Origin of the sequence: Shewanella sp. ANA-3 (assembly GCF_000203935.1) — a bacterium.
Lineage (GTDB): Bacteria > Pseudomonadota > Gammaproteobacteria > Enterobacterales > Shewanellaceae > Shewanella.
The window spans coordinates 135,857-151,927 of sequence record NC_008577.1; the positions used below are offsets into that span (position 1 = coordinate 135,857).

13 protein-coding genes are annotated in these 16,071 nt (G+C 49.5%); 5 read left to right on the top strand and 8 right to left on the bottom strand.

Translation table 11 applies throughout. The features are described from left to right. Window positions 1-3: 3 nt before the first annotated feature. Together SHEWANA3_RS00645 and SHEWANA3_RS00650 are read right to left on the bottom strand one after the other, a co-directional pair. The gene (locus SHEWANA3_RS00645) at window positions 4-804 is read right to left on the bottom strand and encodes an NRDE family protein (protein ID WP_011715394.1); all 801 of its coding nucleotides are present in this window, start codon (window positions 802-804) and stop codon (window positions 4-6) included. A 63-nt stretch (window positions 805-867) separates the two neighbouring features. Continuing rightward, on the bottom strand, window positions 868-2,511 hold the full coding sequence (locus SHEWANA3_RS00650; protein ID WP_011715395.1) for a hypothetical protein: 1,644 nt from the start codon (window positions 2,509-2,511) through the stop codon (window positions 868-870). A 293-nt stretch (window positions 2,512-2,804) separates the two neighbouring features. Between SHEWANA3_RS00650 and SHEWANA3_RS00655 the strand changes: the two genes are divergently transcribed. Together SHEWANA3_RS00655 and SHEWANA3_RS00660 are read left to right on the top strand one after the other, a co-directional pair. Next, on the top strand, window positions 2,805-3,398 hold the full coding sequence (locus tag SHEWANA3_RS00655; RefSeq protein ID WP_011715396.1) for a YhgN family NAAT transporter: 594 nt from the start codon (window positions 2,805-2,807) through the stop codon (window positions 3,396-3,398). Window positions 3,399-3,694: 296 nt separating this feature from the next. Next, window positions 3,695-6,265 (top strand): immune inhibitor A domain-containing protein, encoded by a 2,571-nt coding sequence (locus tag SHEWANA3_RS00660; RefSeq protein WP_011715397.1) that lies wholly within the window; start codon window positions 3,695-3,697, stop codon window positions 6,263-6,265. Between the two features lie 65 nt (window positions 6,266-6,330). Here SHEWANA3_RS00660 and SHEWANA3_RS00665 read toward each other — a convergent pair whose 3' ends face one another. Then, a complete protein-coding gene (locus SHEWANA3_RS00665; RefSeq protein WP_011715398.1) occupies window positions 6,331-6,894 on the bottom strand; it encodes a chorismate lyase in 564 nt (187 codons plus the stop codon). A gap of 101 nt (window positions 6,895-6,995) precedes the next feature. Here SHEWANA3_RS00665 and SHEWANA3_RS00670 point away from each other — a divergent pair, with 101 nt between their 5' ends. Next, window positions 6,996-7,406 carry a flagellar basal body-associated protein FliL gene (locus SHEWANA3_RS00670; protein WP_011715399.1) on the top strand — a complete coding sequence of 137 codons (411 nt, stop codon included), beginning with the start codon at window positions 6,996-6,998 and terminating at the stop codon, window positions 7,404-7,406. Between the two features lie 60 nt (window positions 7,407-7,466). Continuing rightward, entirely contained in the window at window positions 7,467-8,561 is a 1,095-nt protein-coding gene (gene rlmF, locus SHEWANA3_RS00675; protein ID WP_011715400.1) for a 23S rRNA (adenine(1618)-N(6))-methyltransferase RlmF, read from the top strand. A 41-nt stretch (window positions 8,562-8,602) separates the two neighbouring features. On the opposite strand, the gene SHEWANA3_RS00680 is transcribed toward rlmF, so the two are convergent. From SHEWANA3_RS00680 to moeA, 4 genes are read right to left on the bottom strand one after another with little or no spacing between them, the layout of a single operon-like run. Continuing rightward, window positions 8,603-8,899 carry a DUF333 domain-containing protein gene (locus tag SHEWANA3_RS00680; protein ID WP_011715401.1) on the bottom strand — a complete coding sequence of 99 codons (297 nt, stop codon included), beginning with the start codon at window positions 8,897-8,899 and terminating at the stop codon, window positions 8,603-8,605. 25 nt (window positions 8,900-8,924) lie between these two features. Further along, complete coding sequence (locus SHEWANA3_RS00685) at window positions 8,925-9,587, bottom strand: Bax inhibitor-1 family protein (RefSeq protein ID WP_011715402.1); 663 nt, start codon at window positions 9,585-9,587, stop codon at window positions 8,925-8,927. 54 nt (window positions 9,588-9,641) lie between these two features. Continuing rightward, window positions 9,642-10,403: a molybdopterin-synthase adenylyltransferase MoeB gene (gene moeB / locus SHEWANA3_RS00690; RefSeq protein WP_011715403.1), complete on the bottom strand. Its 762-nt coding sequence runs from the start codon at window positions 10,401-10,403 to the stop codon at window positions 9,642-9,644. Window positions 10,404-10,414: 11 nt separating this feature from the next. Further along, window positions 10,415-11,668 carry a molybdopterin molybdotransferase MoeA gene (gene moeA, locus SHEWANA3_RS00695; protein ID WP_041412474.1) on the bottom strand — a complete coding sequence of 418 codons (1,254 nt, stop codon included), beginning with the start codon at window positions 11,666-11,668 and terminating at the stop codon, window positions 10,415-10,417. A gap of 328 nt (window positions 11,669-11,996) precedes the next feature. On the opposite strand from moeA, the gene ftnA reads away from it, so the two are divergent. Beyond that, entirely contained in the window at window positions 11,997-12,533 is a 537-nt protein-coding gene (gene ftnA, locus SHEWANA3_RS00700; protein WP_011620966.1) for a non-heme ferritin, read from the top strand. Between the two features lie 75 nt (window positions 12,534-12,608). Here the strand turns inward: ftnA and SHEWANA3_RS00705 are convergent, their stop codons facing one another. Then, window positions 12,609-15,842, bottom strand: coding sequence for an EAL domain-containing protein (locus tag SHEWANA3_RS00705; protein ID WP_011715405.1), 3,234 nt, complete (start codon window positions 15,840-15,842; stop codon window positions 12,609-12,611). Window positions 15,843-16,071 lie beyond the last annotated feature (229 nt).

A 16,071-nucleotide genomic window follows, 5' to 3' on the forward strand; every position in this document is an offset into this window, starting at 1 on the left:
CCGCTAAAAATTGGCGAGACATTCCGGCTCTTTAGGTAATTGCGATGGCAGGGTGAAGTGAAAGTCCTGCTGTCCCAGTCGCCGACCCTTACCGTCATATCTTACTTCGGTAAACTGGACTTCCCCTTGGGCATTTTGCAGTAAAATGCTGGTGGAGCGGGTGCCATAGTCGGGGTGACGAATATAAATTGCCGCGAGTCGGCGTTCCCATTCTAGCCCGACGCCAGTGTCGGGTAGCTCGTTATCCTCTGGACGCGAATCATCCTGCATTAACTTAATCAGCGACTCTAGCTCAAGCGGTTCCGATTGTTGGATAAGGGCCTCGAGCGAGCGTTGGCCCTTAGCCATTTTCGGCCAGATATCATCGAGCGCGCCATTGCTAATGGCGTGGAATCCTGCCGTGAGTTTTACCGTGTTCCGCTTAAGACTGTTGAAGCAATAGAGGTTGGTGCCTTGGCCAAACACGAGATTAAATGGCTGATAATCTTCGGCGTGTTCCTCAAGCCAGTTAGGACAGATAAGCGAACCCGAGCTTAGGGCTTTAATGATCAGCTCGCCGCGGCTACGCATTGGCTCTTGGGACTTTTGCGCCACCCTCAGGTTAGTGACTCCCGCAATTTGCCCCTGTTTATTCACCCCAAACCAAGTGCCACCTGCCTGCAAGTCCTTGCCCGCGAGCATATTCTGCTCCGGTGGCCAAAAGTGTGCTGGGGCTGTGGGTCTGTGGTGAAACTCATCCCTATTCGCGCAAATGATCAGCGGATACTGGGGATGAGTTTTAAGGGCGACGAAGAGTATGCACATAACAGGCTAAATTTATCCTAGGAGTAGGATTAACTTAGCCTGTCTGTGATCAAATGAACAGTGCTAGTGATGGTGCTTATTTGCATCGCTATGGCTGTGGCCGCCACTCTGATGTGAATGAGAGTGTGTATGGCCATGGCCGTGACTATGGGCGGTTTCTGTAGCCGCGGCATGCGCGTGTGCATGATCATGGCCGTGCTTATGACCATGAGTAGCGGGTTTTAACATCATCAGGCGACGTAAGAACTTACGTGGTCCTAGGCGCAGTAAACTCGCGGCAAATAAACCGGATAGAACTAGCAAGGCGGCCAAGTTAATCGCCTCAGGCAAGGTGACCAAGGAGAACCACATAGGTAACTTAAGGGCTGCTACCAGTGATACGGCAATAATAGTCAGCAAAACACCACGCTGCGGCCAGCTCATAAGTTTAAGTTGGGCGATGTTCAGCACGGGCGCAGCAATTAGAGGCAGTATGATGGCAAGTGGGCTCCAGCCGCTGTAGGCAAGGGCAATCGACAGTACTGCTGCGCCTAAATTACAGAAGCGCATAGGTAAAAAGACCAACAAGAGTACGGCAATCTGCAACATAGGATTGCTTAACGGTACCGAAGGATGGCCGATCAGATTGACGAGCACTAGGCTAAGGAGCACCCAAGGGGCACTGCGATCAACCAGATGGGCAAAGCCAAAGCGCAGCGCATTGTGGGGCAACTTGCTGTGGGGATCGGTAATCTCGACTCGAGCGTGTGCCAGATAAGCACTCATAATAAACACCACGAGTAGCTGGAATAACGCTAACCAAGGGCCGAGCAGTAACGCGGTAAGCACAAGCGCCTCAGGACCCGCCAAGCGTTGGAACCAGCGTCGAGCGAGGCTGTTATCCTGTGGGGTTAAGCCAAACTGGAATCGCAGCGCAGCCGCGGCATAGCTGAGTAAAAGTACCGGCGCTATGGTCATTAACCAAGTGGTTAGCTGTTCGGTGCTGTGATCGTGGTGAGCATGGTCATGGCCGCCAGAATCCATCAGTAACAGCACCATCAACAATCCAATCCCCAATAAACTGCCGATACCGGCCTGATATTCATACTGGCCTTGCTTATCGGTATCGTGTTGACCATGGGGTTGATGCAGCACAACGTGCAGGATTGAGCCTGTCACAAAGGCTTGTAAATAAACGGTATTATCTAAACTGAGCTGGGATAATAATTGCTCGCCCGCGAAATAACCCACGCCAGTGAGCAACATCATGGCGACTAATACGAGACTTGCCCAACGGGTTCCGACTTGAGGCTTGAGTAACCACCAAATCGCGAGGCCGACGGGCAGGCGATGCAATATCACCCCGAGCGCCAATAGGCTGGAATTGCCATCCTGCTGCGCCAGCACCATAGCGCCGCCATCTGTGATGGTGTGCAATAAAAGACCGCCAATGCCGAGTGACAGGGTCAGATTATGGGTGATCTCCGAGTAGCGGTGGAATAAGCGTTCGCTGGCGGTTGGTCCCCAGAGGCCAAGGACGACAAAGACGATGGCCAATAGGCCGCCATGCTCGAGCAATTCAGGCAAAATATGGATCAGCACTAGCCCGCCTAAAGAGACGAAGATAAAGCCATCGAGTCCCTTCTGTAAGCCGCTGCCCGATGAAAAGTAGCGATAAAACAGTGGTCCGATTAATAGTGCGATACAGCTAGCGAGAAGATAGAGCATGGATTCCACGAATTTTGCTGAAAAAACGCCATAGTATACCAGTTGTAATCAAAATGAGCAGCGACTTACTGGCAATTTACTCAAGCGACAATGACCTATCATTGCAGGCGCAGAAATCCCTTTAACGCTCGAGGGCGTAATCTCAGTGCGGCTTGGCATTTGGCGGGGAAAATTGACAATGGCACGCTGGCTTAGAGCCATCATTAGGAATTTTATAGATAATTTTTCACATCTGTAACGCGAAAAAGTTATACAATATCGGCTCATGTTGGCTTGGGTGTTGATAACGTTAAATGGATATATTTTCTGCTGCGGTAATGTTGTTTTTGATCATGGATCCCCTCGGTAATTTACCGATTTTCGCGTCGATTTTAAGGCATATCGACCCGAAAAAACGTCGTAGGGTTTTGATCCGCGAACTGATTTTCGCATTATTGATCATGTTGGCCTTCCTGTATGCCGGCGAAGCCATCCTCAGTTTCTTAAATCTACGTTCCGAGTCAGTCAGCATCGCTGGCGGGATTATCCTATTCCTGATCGCCATTCGAATGATTTTCCCTCAGCCGGGCGGCGTGGTTGGTCTTGCGGCGGGAGAGGAACCCTTTATCGTCCCTATGGCCATTCCGTTGATGGCGGGACCATCGATTCTGGCCGCGCTGATTTTACTCGCGCATACCGACAGCTCTCGTATGGGGGACTGGACGATAGCGCTAGTGTCTGCGTGGGGAGCGAGTGCAGTTATCCTAATGTTCTATAAGCTCTTTACCCGTATGTTGGGTGAAAAAGGCCTAACGGCTGTTGAGCGCTTGATGGGCATGGTACTGGTGATGATATCGGTGCAAATGTTCCTCGATGGGGTTTCAAACTATATGAAAACCGCCAGCTAAACTTAGGTCTGTTTTGCAAGAGCCGCATTGACGCCCGTTAATGCGGTTTTTTTATGCCTAAGGGGCAATGAGGAGCGTTTGCTGAATAACGGCTGACAAAACATAAAAAGAATCCCATCCCTGAATGTATCAAGTTGTTACGCAAAAGTAGTCCTGATATGTTTTTATATCTCCCCGAAATTGGGGAAGGTATTCAAGATCGCGAGCCGCCAAAAACAAACTTGCCATAGAGCAAATAGGCACTAGCCTTAGAAAATAGCTTGGCTACAGCGCACATTGTGACGGAAGGAAGAGTAATGCGAAGTTCAAGAAGTATCACAGCGTTAGGATTGATGTTGGCCTTGCTGAGTGGCGCAAGTATTGCGGCGCCTAATCATACGCCAGCGGATGCAGGGGTCATTAATAAAGAAAGGATCCTCTATTGGTTGATCAAGCGGGGCGAAGTCTCCGCTGATGCTAGCGACAGCGTTAAGCAAGAGGCCGTTGAAGCCTATATTGCCCGTGCCAACCTAGCCCAGCCCAAAGAGCCTAGAATGGTGATTGAGGCCGAGCAGGACAGGCTGCAAAAAGCCAAGTCGACGGCGATGATGCGCGCCCCCGCACAGCGGGTGTTAGCGGATGCAGACGTGACTAAAACGGTGAAGGTATTAACCGTTCTAATTGATTTTCCTGATTTAAAGTATAACAACAATGGTTTAACGGCGAGTGATACCGACATGTATTACTCCAGTTACCCCGCTTCTCACTATAAAAATTTACTCTTCTCCACCACAGGTTTTAATGGTCCTCAAGGGCAGACCTTAGATTCGGCCTATCAATATTACCAAGCTGTTTCGGGCAAGACTTTCTTCTTCACGGGCGATGTGAAAGGTTGGTACACCGCGAGCCAAAATGCCGATTACTATGGCGCGAATAATGCTGGCAGGGGAAGCGATGCAAATGTGACTGAGCTGGTTAAAGAGGCGGTCAGCCAAGCGGTTGCCAATATGTCGGAGGCGGAACTCGCCACCTATGATGTTGAAGACCCATACGATTTTAATGATAACGGCAATCTAAATGAGCCTGATGGCATAATTGACCATGTGATGATTTTCCACTCGAGTATTGGGGAAGAAACCGGGGGCGGTAAATTAGGGGATAACGCGATTTGGTCGCATCGCTATTACGTTGACCAAAGCACGCAAGGTTATAGCCTGCCGGGGACGACTAAAAAACTCTTTGGTTACACTATTCAACCAATCGATGCGGCAACCGGAGTATGTACCCATGAGTTTGGCCACGATCTGGGTTTGCCCGATGAGTATGACACTACAGAAAACGATAACCAAGACGGCTCACCAGTGGGTTATTGGTCTTTAATGTCTTCGGGTAGCTGGACCGGCGCTCTTGCGGGAACTAAGCCTAGCGGTTTTAGCCCCTATGCACGCTCCTATTTACAGACAAAATATAAAGGTAAATGGCTGAATGAGCGTGAAATCAACTTAGACAGTATTCCTAGATCTGGTATGGAAGTGACACTGAATCAGGCGTCAAATCAAGACCTAGTGAATCAGGTGTCGATTCCTCTCCCTGCTGCTCCGATTGCCTTTAAAACGCCCTATCAAGGGAGTTACCAGTACTATTCGGGCCAAGGAAATATGCTGAGCAACAGCATGAACTTTACGGCAAACTTGCCGGCGACGAGTGAAAAACTCACTCTTGCGATGCAGGCGAGTTGGGAAATTGAAGCCGATTACGACTATATGCAGGTCAAAGTTGACGGTGTGGCGATTGCGGGTAATTACACTAAGTCCGTCAACGCGATTAACCGTGCCCGACATATTATTACGGGTAACTCATCGAGTATTTCGACCGCAGTAGGCAGTGATGCTTGGGTGGGGTTGGAATATGACTTATCAGCCTACGCTGGCAAAGCTGTGACGATTGAATTTTCCTATGTGACCGATGAGGCGACAACCGAGTCGGGTATCACTATCGACAATATCAGCATCAAGCAAGGTGCAACTGAGTTGTATGCCGATAATGCCGAGGTTGCGGGTAAAGCCACTCTGGCAGGTTACAATCGTATTACCGACACTCGCCCAGGCCCTGCATCCCGTTATCTTATCCAGTTACGCAGCCATAATGGTGTCGATGCTGGATTAAAGAGTAAAGGTTTTGATCCCGGAGTACTCCTGTGGTTAGAGGATTTTAGTTACTACGATAACAATGTGTCTGATCATCCTGGCCACGGTTTGATTGGGGTGATAGATGCGGATCAGAACATGATTGGCAACAACTCGACCGATGTGCAAATCCGTGATGCAGCCTTTAGTACGGTAAGACAAACTGCTTACAGCGGCGATAATAACCTCGAGCCTGTGAGCCTGTTTGACGATAGTTTCGATTACAGTGCACCGCTACAACCTCAATCGGGTATGGTGTTGCAAAAACTGGGCTTGACGATGCAAGTGGTCTCTCAAGCCAGCGATAACAGCACAGCGGTGATCCGTTTAGCTAATGCGAATGCTGATCCAGCGTTAACTCCCTTAACCGCTGGTTTTAGTGCCAGTGCCAACCAGCTCACGGTGAACTTTAGCAACACCTCGGCAGGTGGCGTTGGTAGCCTAAGTTATACATGGAACTTTGGCGATGGCACCTCAAGCACTTCGGCATCGCCAACCCACACTTACACTAGCGAGGGCACTTACACTGTCACACTGACGGTGAAAGATACTCAAAACGCTACCGCGAGCAGCAGTTCAAGCGTTACCGTGACAGCACCAACGACGCCTGCTGAAACATCGAGTGGCGGCGGTGGTGGCAGTCTAGGTTGGCTGAGTCTGATGCTGCTCGGTGGCTTTGCGTGGCGCCGTCAGCACAAATAAGCGGATATGTTTACGAAAAATGCCTCTGATATAGAGGCATTTTTGTTTTAGCTTAGAGGTTAGGACTATAGCCTAGCCATCGCTTGCACTGCGGCCGGGAGGAACATTTCGCTGACAAACATTTCCTCCTCGTCATGGTGAAAATACCGGCGTCGGCCCCAGAGCTCGTGTTCGACGTTTTGCGCTAAACTCTGAGCGAGCTGAGCGAGGCGACTGTCGGTGGTAAAGCGGGCTATTTCGATGCGACCGGGCACAAAACTGTCTTGGCTAAACAATAATTCACCCAGTGGGCGTGTACCTAGGCCTAAAAAATCGGCTTGGCGGGTCGATAATAAAGATTGCGGGATCAAAGTTCTAGCAAAGACCCAAGGCACGGAATCGAGGCAGAGTAACACTTCTCGCACCCAAACGGCATTTTGCTTGGGATATTCCCCTTCGAGCGGGGCACATTGGCCTTCACCGAGGATTTTGACTTCGAACTTATCACAACAGCCCTTGAGCTTTTGTGTCAGGCTTCCCGGTGCTAGCAACCATTCCTTAAGGGGAGAAGAGGGAAGATTTTTGGCATTATCGGCACAAAACCATTGAATAGATTCGCCATAGGGGAAGCTTAAGCTGGTCACATTCATTAAATACTCGTTACAATATAAGCAAACGTCGGCAGTCTACCAGATAGATTGGGAAGTTTCTTCCATTGACCATTATTGTTTTTAGGGAGCAGTAAACCGCGATGAAAAAATTATTATCAGCCTGCCTGATCTTATTCAGTGTTGTATTGAGTGCATATGCGGCCGACGAGAAAGAAGCGACTCCCGCTGGGGATTATGCTTACTACGGTTTCGAACCCGAAATCGTGACTAACTATATTTCAAACCGCAAAAAACTGGGGTTTGTGAAGATCAGTGTCGAGCTGATGGTCAAAAATCCCGATGATCTCGTCATTGTCGAGCGCCACGATCCGCTGCTGCGCGCCGCGATTATCGAAGTGCTTGGTAATCAGGCCGAAGAAAAGATTAAGTCCCTCACTGGCCGTGAAGAAATCCGCCGTGAGTGCTTCGATACGGTGAATAATCTGCTGACCAAAGAAGCGGGTAAGCCCTTAGTGGTCAACCTACTGTTTACCTCCTATCTTTACGATTAATTCCGCCAATATGTTTGAGGGCTGATCCTTGGATTAGCCCGCCCTTGTTGATAAGTCATTATGCCTAAACCCGCCATTAAAACTGCCGCTAAACTCGCGATGTCATCCGCAGGTAAAAGGGGTAAGCCAAGCACGCCCAAATCGCTAGCTAAACCTCAAACAACCAAACCTAAAACGGCGAGTAAGCTCAAAGCGAAGCACGGCGAGCAGAAGCGCTTACATCCACGTAATTTGCACATTAATGGTTATGACTTTCCGGCCCTGATGGCGAGTTTTCCTAAGCTAAAAGCCTTTGTCCGGCCCACGCCCTACGGCGCCTTATCTATCGATTTTGCCGATCCCTTTGCGGTAAAAAACCTGAATGCGGCGCTCTTGAAACATCATTATGGTCTGGCATTTTGGGATATCCCCAAGGGCGCGTTGTGCCCGCCAATTCCTGGGCGGGTCGACTATCTGCATTACTTGGCCGATCTCTTATTTGAGGGTGCCAAAGTTAAGCGCGCTGCGGCGATTCATGCCTTAGATATTGGCACAGGGGCGAATGGCGTTTATGCCATCTTAGGGCATCAAGTGTATGACTGGCAGTTTGTCGCCTCGGATATTAATCCTCAGTCGCTCATCAATGTGCAGCGGATTATCGACAATAACCCGAGTTTGCAGGGGCACTTATCCTTAAGGCGGCAGCAGGATGACAAGGCGGTCTTTAAGGGGATCATTCAGGCCTCTGACCGCTTCGAGCTAACTCTGTGTAATCCTCCCTTTCATGGCTCGTTAAAAGAAGCGAGTGAAGGCTCGCTGCGCAAGGTGCGTAATCTGCAACTCAATCGTGGTGAGCAGCCTAAAGCGACCAGCGCGACCTTAAACTTTGGTGGTCAGGCGGCGGAGTTATGGTGCCAAGGGGGAGAAAAGCAATTTTTAGCCACTATGATCCGCGAGAGCCAAGCGTTTGCCGAGCAATGTTTGTGGTTTACCAGCTTAGTGTCGAAGCAGGAGAATCTAAAGCCCTGTTATCAGGCTTTGGAAAAGTTGGGTGTCGATACAGTAAAAACCATTGAAATGCAGCAGGGCAATAAGGTCACTCGGGTGCTCGCATGGAGTTTCCATTCGCAGGCTAAACGTTTGCAGTGGCGTAATCAGGTCATCAGCGGGGCATAAAAACAGGCGCCGAGTGCGCCTGTTTTTTTTACTAGCCTCAATTACTGGGCGTTTTCCTGTGGGTGGTCGCGACGAAATAGCGCCCACTCATCAATTTTTTCACCGCTTGGTAAAGTACAAATGCCATGTTCACCTTCAGCTGTCTTCTGGATTTCTGAAGTGCCGCCCAGTGAGACGCAATATTCGGCGGCTGGGTTGGCGATTTGCACCTTAGCGCCAGCTTTGGCTTCGGTTGTTACTTCGGCGGGCGCCTGAGTTGCAGGTTCAGTCTTCTCGCCGCAGCCGACTAAGCTGCCGCATATGATCAGGCCGATTAACAGTGGTGAGGTAAATTTCATGCTGTTTTCCTTGTCGTTGAGTGACTTATTTACGTCCTAAAATCCGCAGGATACGCAGAAATAGGTTGATGATATCCATATACAAAGCGGCGGCACTGTCGACAGCATTATCGACGGTTTTTGGGATTTGATTCGCACGGCCCCAATCGTAGCCAATATAGCCGCAGAAAATGAGCACAACTATCCAATCCAAAATGCCGTGGTGGGTTTTAAAGATAAATATTTCAATCAGTTCAACGACTATCACTAATAACAATGCGATAGTCAGCACCCCAGCGATTTTCTGGAAGAAGGCTGGGAACAGTGTTCCTAAACACATCATGGCGATAGTGACTAAGCCCGTGATTCGAATCGCCTCGGTCACCAGCTCGGGGTCGTACTGGCTAACGACCATATTAATGATCAAGCCAAAGGGCACGACCACAAAGTTGTAGCCAATAAAGCTGACGAGGGGGTTACTCGAACTTTGAAATAAGTAAATCCCAAAGAAACACGAAGCGAAGTAACCGATAAAGAAAATCCAAGGGTTAACGCTGGCAATTGCTTCGGGGTCGATATGGCTGACCATTATATAGTTCACGGCAAAACCCCAGAGTAGGGTTAAGCCAATCACTAAATTATAAAGACCCGCGCCAATGAGAGTGTCATCGGTAGTGCGGCGGTCGAATACGCTGTTTTCAGAATCCATTGATTTTTATATCCTTAATTGTAGAAAGCGTGCTAAGTGCTGAAGGTTACTCTGTTATTCACCACAAATCTTGCAGCGGGGTTGTTTAGGGAGTTTCATTTCGCGAAATTCCATGGTCATGGCATCGATCATCAATATTCGTCCTGCGAGTGTCTTGCCCATCCCCGCAATCACTTTAATGGCTTCAACCGCCTGTAAGCAGCCGACCATGCCGACCACGGGGGCGAGAATGCCCGACTCGACGCAGCTGAGTTGTTGCTCGCCAAAGAGTGAACTAAAGCAATGATAACAAGGCGTTTGCGCTTGATAGTCGAAGATGGTAACCATGCCTTCCATACGAATTGCGGCGGCTGAGACCAGCGGGATCTTGTGCTTAAAACAGCTCTGATTTAACTGCTCACGCACACTGACATTATCGGTGCAATCCACCACGATACTGTGGCTGGCGACTAAGGCGTCGATCTCATGGTCATCCAATACCGCATTGATGGTATTGATTTTAACGTGAGGATTGAGTCGGTTAAGGCTCTGCTTGGCCGACTCGACCTTAGGTTGGCCGATAGTCGCATCCTGATGCAGCACTTGGCGCTGCAAATTAGAGAGTTCGACCGTATCGAAATCCACTAGAGTCAGCTCGCCAATGCCCGCAACGGTGAGATATTGCCCCGCCGCGCAGCCTAAACCGCCGGCGCCAATCATCAAGACTCTGGCGAGTTTTAAGCGCTCTTGGCCGTCGATATCCATCGCCTTGATTGAGATTTGGCGACTGTAGCGGGTGAGTTCGCCGTCGCTGAGGATCTCTAGTTGTTCATTCATCGAGGCGTACCTTAGCAGAGCACTGAATTAAAAGGTTCAACCGTCACTTGCGTGCCCACTGGGGTGTCACCTTGGAATTGCTCCAGCAGTACGAAACAATTCGCCAGACTCATAGAGGTCAACATGCCCGAACCTTGGCTGCCCGTGATGGCCACTTCCAACTCGCCCTGTGCATTGCGGGATAAAATGCCGCGCTGATATTCGACACGGCCGGGCTGTTTACGCACGGGAGTTGTCAGAGTGGCGGAAAGCATCAGTGGCGCCTTCGGGGTTAAGCCCTGCATCTTATTCAGAATGGGCCACACCAACTTGTAGAAGGTCACCATGGAAGACACGGGATTGCCCGGTAAGCCGCAGAATACCGCCTTGCCTATGCGTCCCATGGCAAAGGGTTTGCCCGGTTTAATGGCGAGTTTCCAGAAGGTGATTTTGCCTTCTTCATCAAGGATTTGCTTAGTAAAATCTGCTTCACCGACCGAGACGCCGCCCGAGGTTAACACCATATCCGCTTGGCTCGCGGCATGGCGAAATGCGTGGCGAATGGCCTCTGGGTCGTCGGCTATCACGCCTAAATCCAACCATTCCACATTGGCGCGGCTGAGTAAGCCTTGGATGGAATAACGATTTGAATCGTAAATTTGTCCCGGTGCTAAGTCGCTGCCCACGGGGCGCAGTTCATCCCCAGTGGAGAAAAACGCGACTTTGAGTTGGCGGTAAACCCGCACCTGACTCACGCCAATGGTGGCGAGTACTCCCAGTTCAGCGGCTTTAATTTCGATGCCCGCTTTCAGCACTTTTGTGCCTTGCAGCAATTCTTCACCACGGCAGCGAACATTGGCGCCCTTAGCCTTAGGGTGATTGATTTGGATTTGGTTGCCCTGTGCTTGGGTCTCTTCCTGCATTTGCACTGTGTCATAACCCGCAGGCACTGGCGCGCCCGTCATAATGCGCACGCAGGAGTGAGGGGGGATTTCACCTTCAAAACCATGGCCCGCAAATGAGCTGCCAATCAGTGTCAGCGTGGTTTGATTGGTGTCAGTCGCTAAATCGGCAAAGCGAAAGGCGTAGCCGTCCATCGAAGAGTTATCGAAGGGCGGTAAATCGATACAAGAAGCCAAATCCTCCGCTAAAACGCGGCCAAGCGCGTGGGGAAGAGTAACGACTTCTGTGTCTGACACTGGGCTAACCTGCTCAAGCAGAAGGGGAATGGCTTGATCTGGATGCATTAAGCTAGGTTGCGAACAAGGATCGGCTTTCACGGACATCGGGTCTTCCTTATGGGCAAAAGATTGGGCAAATATGGGGGCTATTATGCCACGCTGTGCTTGCTTGGCTATGATCTGCATAGGAGTTTATGTGATTTGTCAGACAGTTTCCCCCTTAAGTGTTGCCTAAGGTGAATCCTTCTACTTTGTGATTTTGCACTACAGCTCAGGCGGCGCTAAACGCGAGTCTGTGAACAAATGAAAATCATTTTTATCAACTAATCATTAACTTAGCTCAATAAACAAAGGTAAATTTTGTTGCTTTTGGCGACGCCCTTCATGACAATGTGTGCCAAGATTTCAGTTCGAATGCCCAAGAGGATTAACTATGCTGTCTGCAACCATGATCGAAAAGTTGAATGAACAAATTAATATGGAGTTCTTCTCCTCTAATTTATACCTGCAAATGAGTGCATGGTGTGAAGATCAAGGCTTTGAAGGCGCAGCAAAATTTATGCGCGAACATGCGGATGAAGAGATGGGCCACATGCGTCGTTTGTTCACTTATGTGAGCGAAACTGGCGGCTTGCCGCTACTGGGTGCAATTGAAGCGCCGCAGTCGCAGTTTGATTCGCTGCTGGCGTTATTCGAGCTGACCTATGAACACGAGCAACTGATCACTAGTAAGATCAATGCCTTGGCTCATGCTGCCTTTTCAAACCAAGATTATTCGACCTTCAATTTCCTGCAATGGTATGTGGCCGAGCAGCACGAAGAAGAAAAGCTGTTTAAGTCGATCGTCGATAAGATCCGTTTAGTGGGCGAAGATGGTAAAGCACTGTTCTTTATCGATAAAGATTTAGCTAAGTTGGCATCAAAAGGCGGTGAGAGCATTATGAACCCCCAAAGCCAGCCACAGGCCTAAGCGCCATTGTGATGATAAAAAAGCAGCCTAGGCTGCTTTTTTGTTGGCGATCATTCAGCTTAATGAACCTTTATATCAACTGTTTACGCATTTCTCTCGCTGCTCTAAATGCAACATTTTCGGCAAGGTCTGGCCGAGTAATGGGGTTATTTCATCGAATGGCAGCGGTTTCGAAAGTAAATAGCCTTGTGCATAGTGGCAGCCTAAGTCACGCAAAAACTGCCATTGGGCCTCGGTTTCGATTCCTTCGGCGACAAGTTCCATCTCAAGACTTTGCCCCATCATCACAATGGCCTTGACCAGATTGGCGTTAGAACAGTTTTCGAGGGCGTGCTCGACAAAGCTGCGGTCAATCTTGATGACCGAAATTGGGAATTTCTTCAAATAACTCAATGATGAATAGCCAGTGCCAAAGTCATCGATATAAATCTGCGAGCCTAAGTGGCGGATTGATTCGAGGGTGCTTAAGCAGTGGCTGGCATCGCCCATCAGCATGCTCTCGGTGATCTCGATATGCACGTTTCTAGGATTGATATGGTGACGGTTAAAGCATTCCTGTAACACTTGGTCGAAGCCGATACCACGGGTATTAATGCACTGACGGCTAGAAACATTGATGGCGACATTCAGGTTGAGTCCCATATGCTGCCATTGTCTTAAATCGTGCATGGCTTGGTTGAGCACCCATTCGCCCATAGGTTCGATAAGCCCTGTCTCCTCGGCGATAGCGATAAATTGGTCTGGTGGGATCAGTCCTAAGTCGGGATCTTGCCAGCGGATCAGTGCCTCAACGCTGCAGATTTGTCCCGTCTTCATATCGACAATCGGTTGATAAAAGAGGGTAAATTCATCCTGTGCCACGGCGCGGCGCAGTCGTTGTTCCAGCTCCATGCGGGCAAACATGGCTTGATTCATGCCGGAGGTAAAGTACTTAAAGTTATTACGCCCAGCATCTTTGGCCTGATACATGGCCATCTCGGTATTGCGGGTCAGCGAACTCACATCTAGCCCGTCCTCGGGGTAGACGCCGATGCCGAAGCTGGCCGAGATCTGGATTTCCCGCTCATTTAAGTTAAAGGGCGTGGCTAAGGTTTCAATGATCCGGCTCGCCATATGCTCAATCGCGAACTCATTGGTAACGCGGGGGAGAATAAGCACAAATTCGTCGCCACCGATGCGGGCGACAAAGTCGTTCTTACCGGCAATATTTTCAAGCCGCTTAGCCACGTCTTGCAACAGGAGATCGCCCGTCGCATGGCCCTGCACATCATTGATATATTTGAATTGGTCTAGGTCGATCAGCAGAATCGCCAGCTTACGGGAGTCGTGTTGGGCGAGTTGGATTTCATGCTGCAGGCGCTCGTTAAACAACTTACGGTTGGGGAGACCTGTTAAGGTGTCGAAGTTTGCCTGATACCAGAGGTCTTGTTCGTATTGCTTGCGCTTACTGATATCCATAAATAAACCAATATGTTGGATTATTTCGCCCTGTTCATTACGCACCACAGTAATGGCGAGGTACTCGGGATACACTTGGCCATCTTTGCGTTTATTCCAGATTTCGCCTTCCCATTTGCCCTCTTTATGCAGCGCTTCCCACATGGCGGTGTAGTAATGATGCGGGTGGCGATTCGAGCTTAAAATCGAGGGGCTGCGGCCCTTCACCTCTTCGAGGCTATAGCCGGTGATCTGGCTAAAGGCCGGGTTAATCAACTCGATATGGTTATCGGCATCCGTGACCATAATGCCTTCGGCGGAATAGTTAAATACGGCGGCGGCGCGGCTTAGGGCATGGTTGGCCTTTTGGCGCTCGCTGATCATCCGATTCATGGCTTGTGCCATGCGGGCCAGCTCGTCGGTGCCAGAGGCATCGATATTGATATTGAGCTGCGGATCGGCGGCCATTTGCTGCATATCATTGGCAATCTTAGTGATTTTGACCATAAAGCTGCGGATGATTTTGCGCCCGAGCCAGAGGGTAATTGCCGCGGTAAAAATCGCGGAGAATAGATATAACCCGAGCAAACTGAGTGACTTAGTCTGCTCAACCTCACTCTGATGCGCCATTTTTTCGGTGATTTCATCACTGATGGCGTGCAACTTATTGATCCTATCGCTGGTGAGTGACCACCAGTGCTTACTGCTGACGGGATGCGGTGGCATTAACAGCTTGTCTATGGCCTCGCTCAGACCGCTATCATTGACTTGGGCGAGGGCGGTGATTTCTTCGAGTGACAGTTGCTGTTGCTTCAACTGTTGCAGTTTAGACATGCAGAATTGATATTGATCGACACTGTCTTCAATCGTCCTGACCGCCGCTTTGAGCTCGGGAATATTGCGGATTTCATGATTTAGTTCATCGAGATTCAGCTGGATAATTGCCTGCGCCTTAGTAAATTTCTCTAGCGAGGCAGCATCGCCCTTGATGAGGTAATCCTGAAAACTGTCAATCAAGCCACCGTAGCCTAAATGAGCATTAATATTTTGCACTAAGGTACTGACGCGGATTTGTTGCTCTATTTGTTGGCTAATCTTGAGGATGCGCAGATTCTCGGGGGAGGTTTGCACCTTGCGGATTAAGGACTGACGGTCAGAAATCGAGGCGTTGCTGGCATGTTCTATGGCTTGGCCATATTCATACATGATAGTGCTGATCGCGCGGTAGTCGTTAATGTTCAGCGTTTGCGACAGCAGCATTCGATTAATCGCACTACGCTCTTTTACCGCCAGTTGTTGCACCATCAATAAGTTAAGCAAATCCGTGTAGGCGCGAGATTGCGCAATATCGTTGGTTTGTAACTGTAATTGCTGGATAAGTTTGACCAATTCCGTGTTGAACTGGTTATACAAATCGATAAAGGCCTTAGGATGTTGGTCGAGTGCCTCTTGGTGCCCCGATGCTAGCCTATGACTTAACAGGGTTAGGGTATTGAGCTGCTCCTGCAACTGCGCGGCGGCGAGTTGATTGCGACCCAAGGCAGACATTAAAGCGCTTAAGGCTGAGCCATTGAGCAGGGTATCTAAGGCGTCTGAGGTTATCTGTTGTTGCTGTAGCAGGCGTGTTTCTTCTTGGGGGGAACCGGGGGCAGAAAGCTGGACGCTGAGGCCGTATTCGTTATGCAGTTGGTAGAGTAGTTCGGTGGTTTGGGCGGTCGCTTGGATTGCCAGATGGTTCTGATTGGCGGAGCGATATTCCTTCACCAGCACATACATCCGCGACAACACAAAAATACTCATCATCAGCAAAGGTAGCAGTGAAAACAGAATCAACTTCTGCTTCAGGCTGAGATGCTGTAGCGTGGATGGCATGTAAACTTACTCCTACTTTTGCCCGGTTGGAGACATAAAAAATCAAGGCAAAACCTTGATGTGTTAAAAGTGAAAAAAGACCGGGCACTGGGTGTGGATATTTAACATAGAAGCAAGAGGGTCGCGACCCCTAGTTTATGGATATCTAATCTAGCTCACGAAATTCAGAGATTTATTATATATAACTAACATACTATTTTTATTAGTGTATTTGCTCTCCTAGCAAACG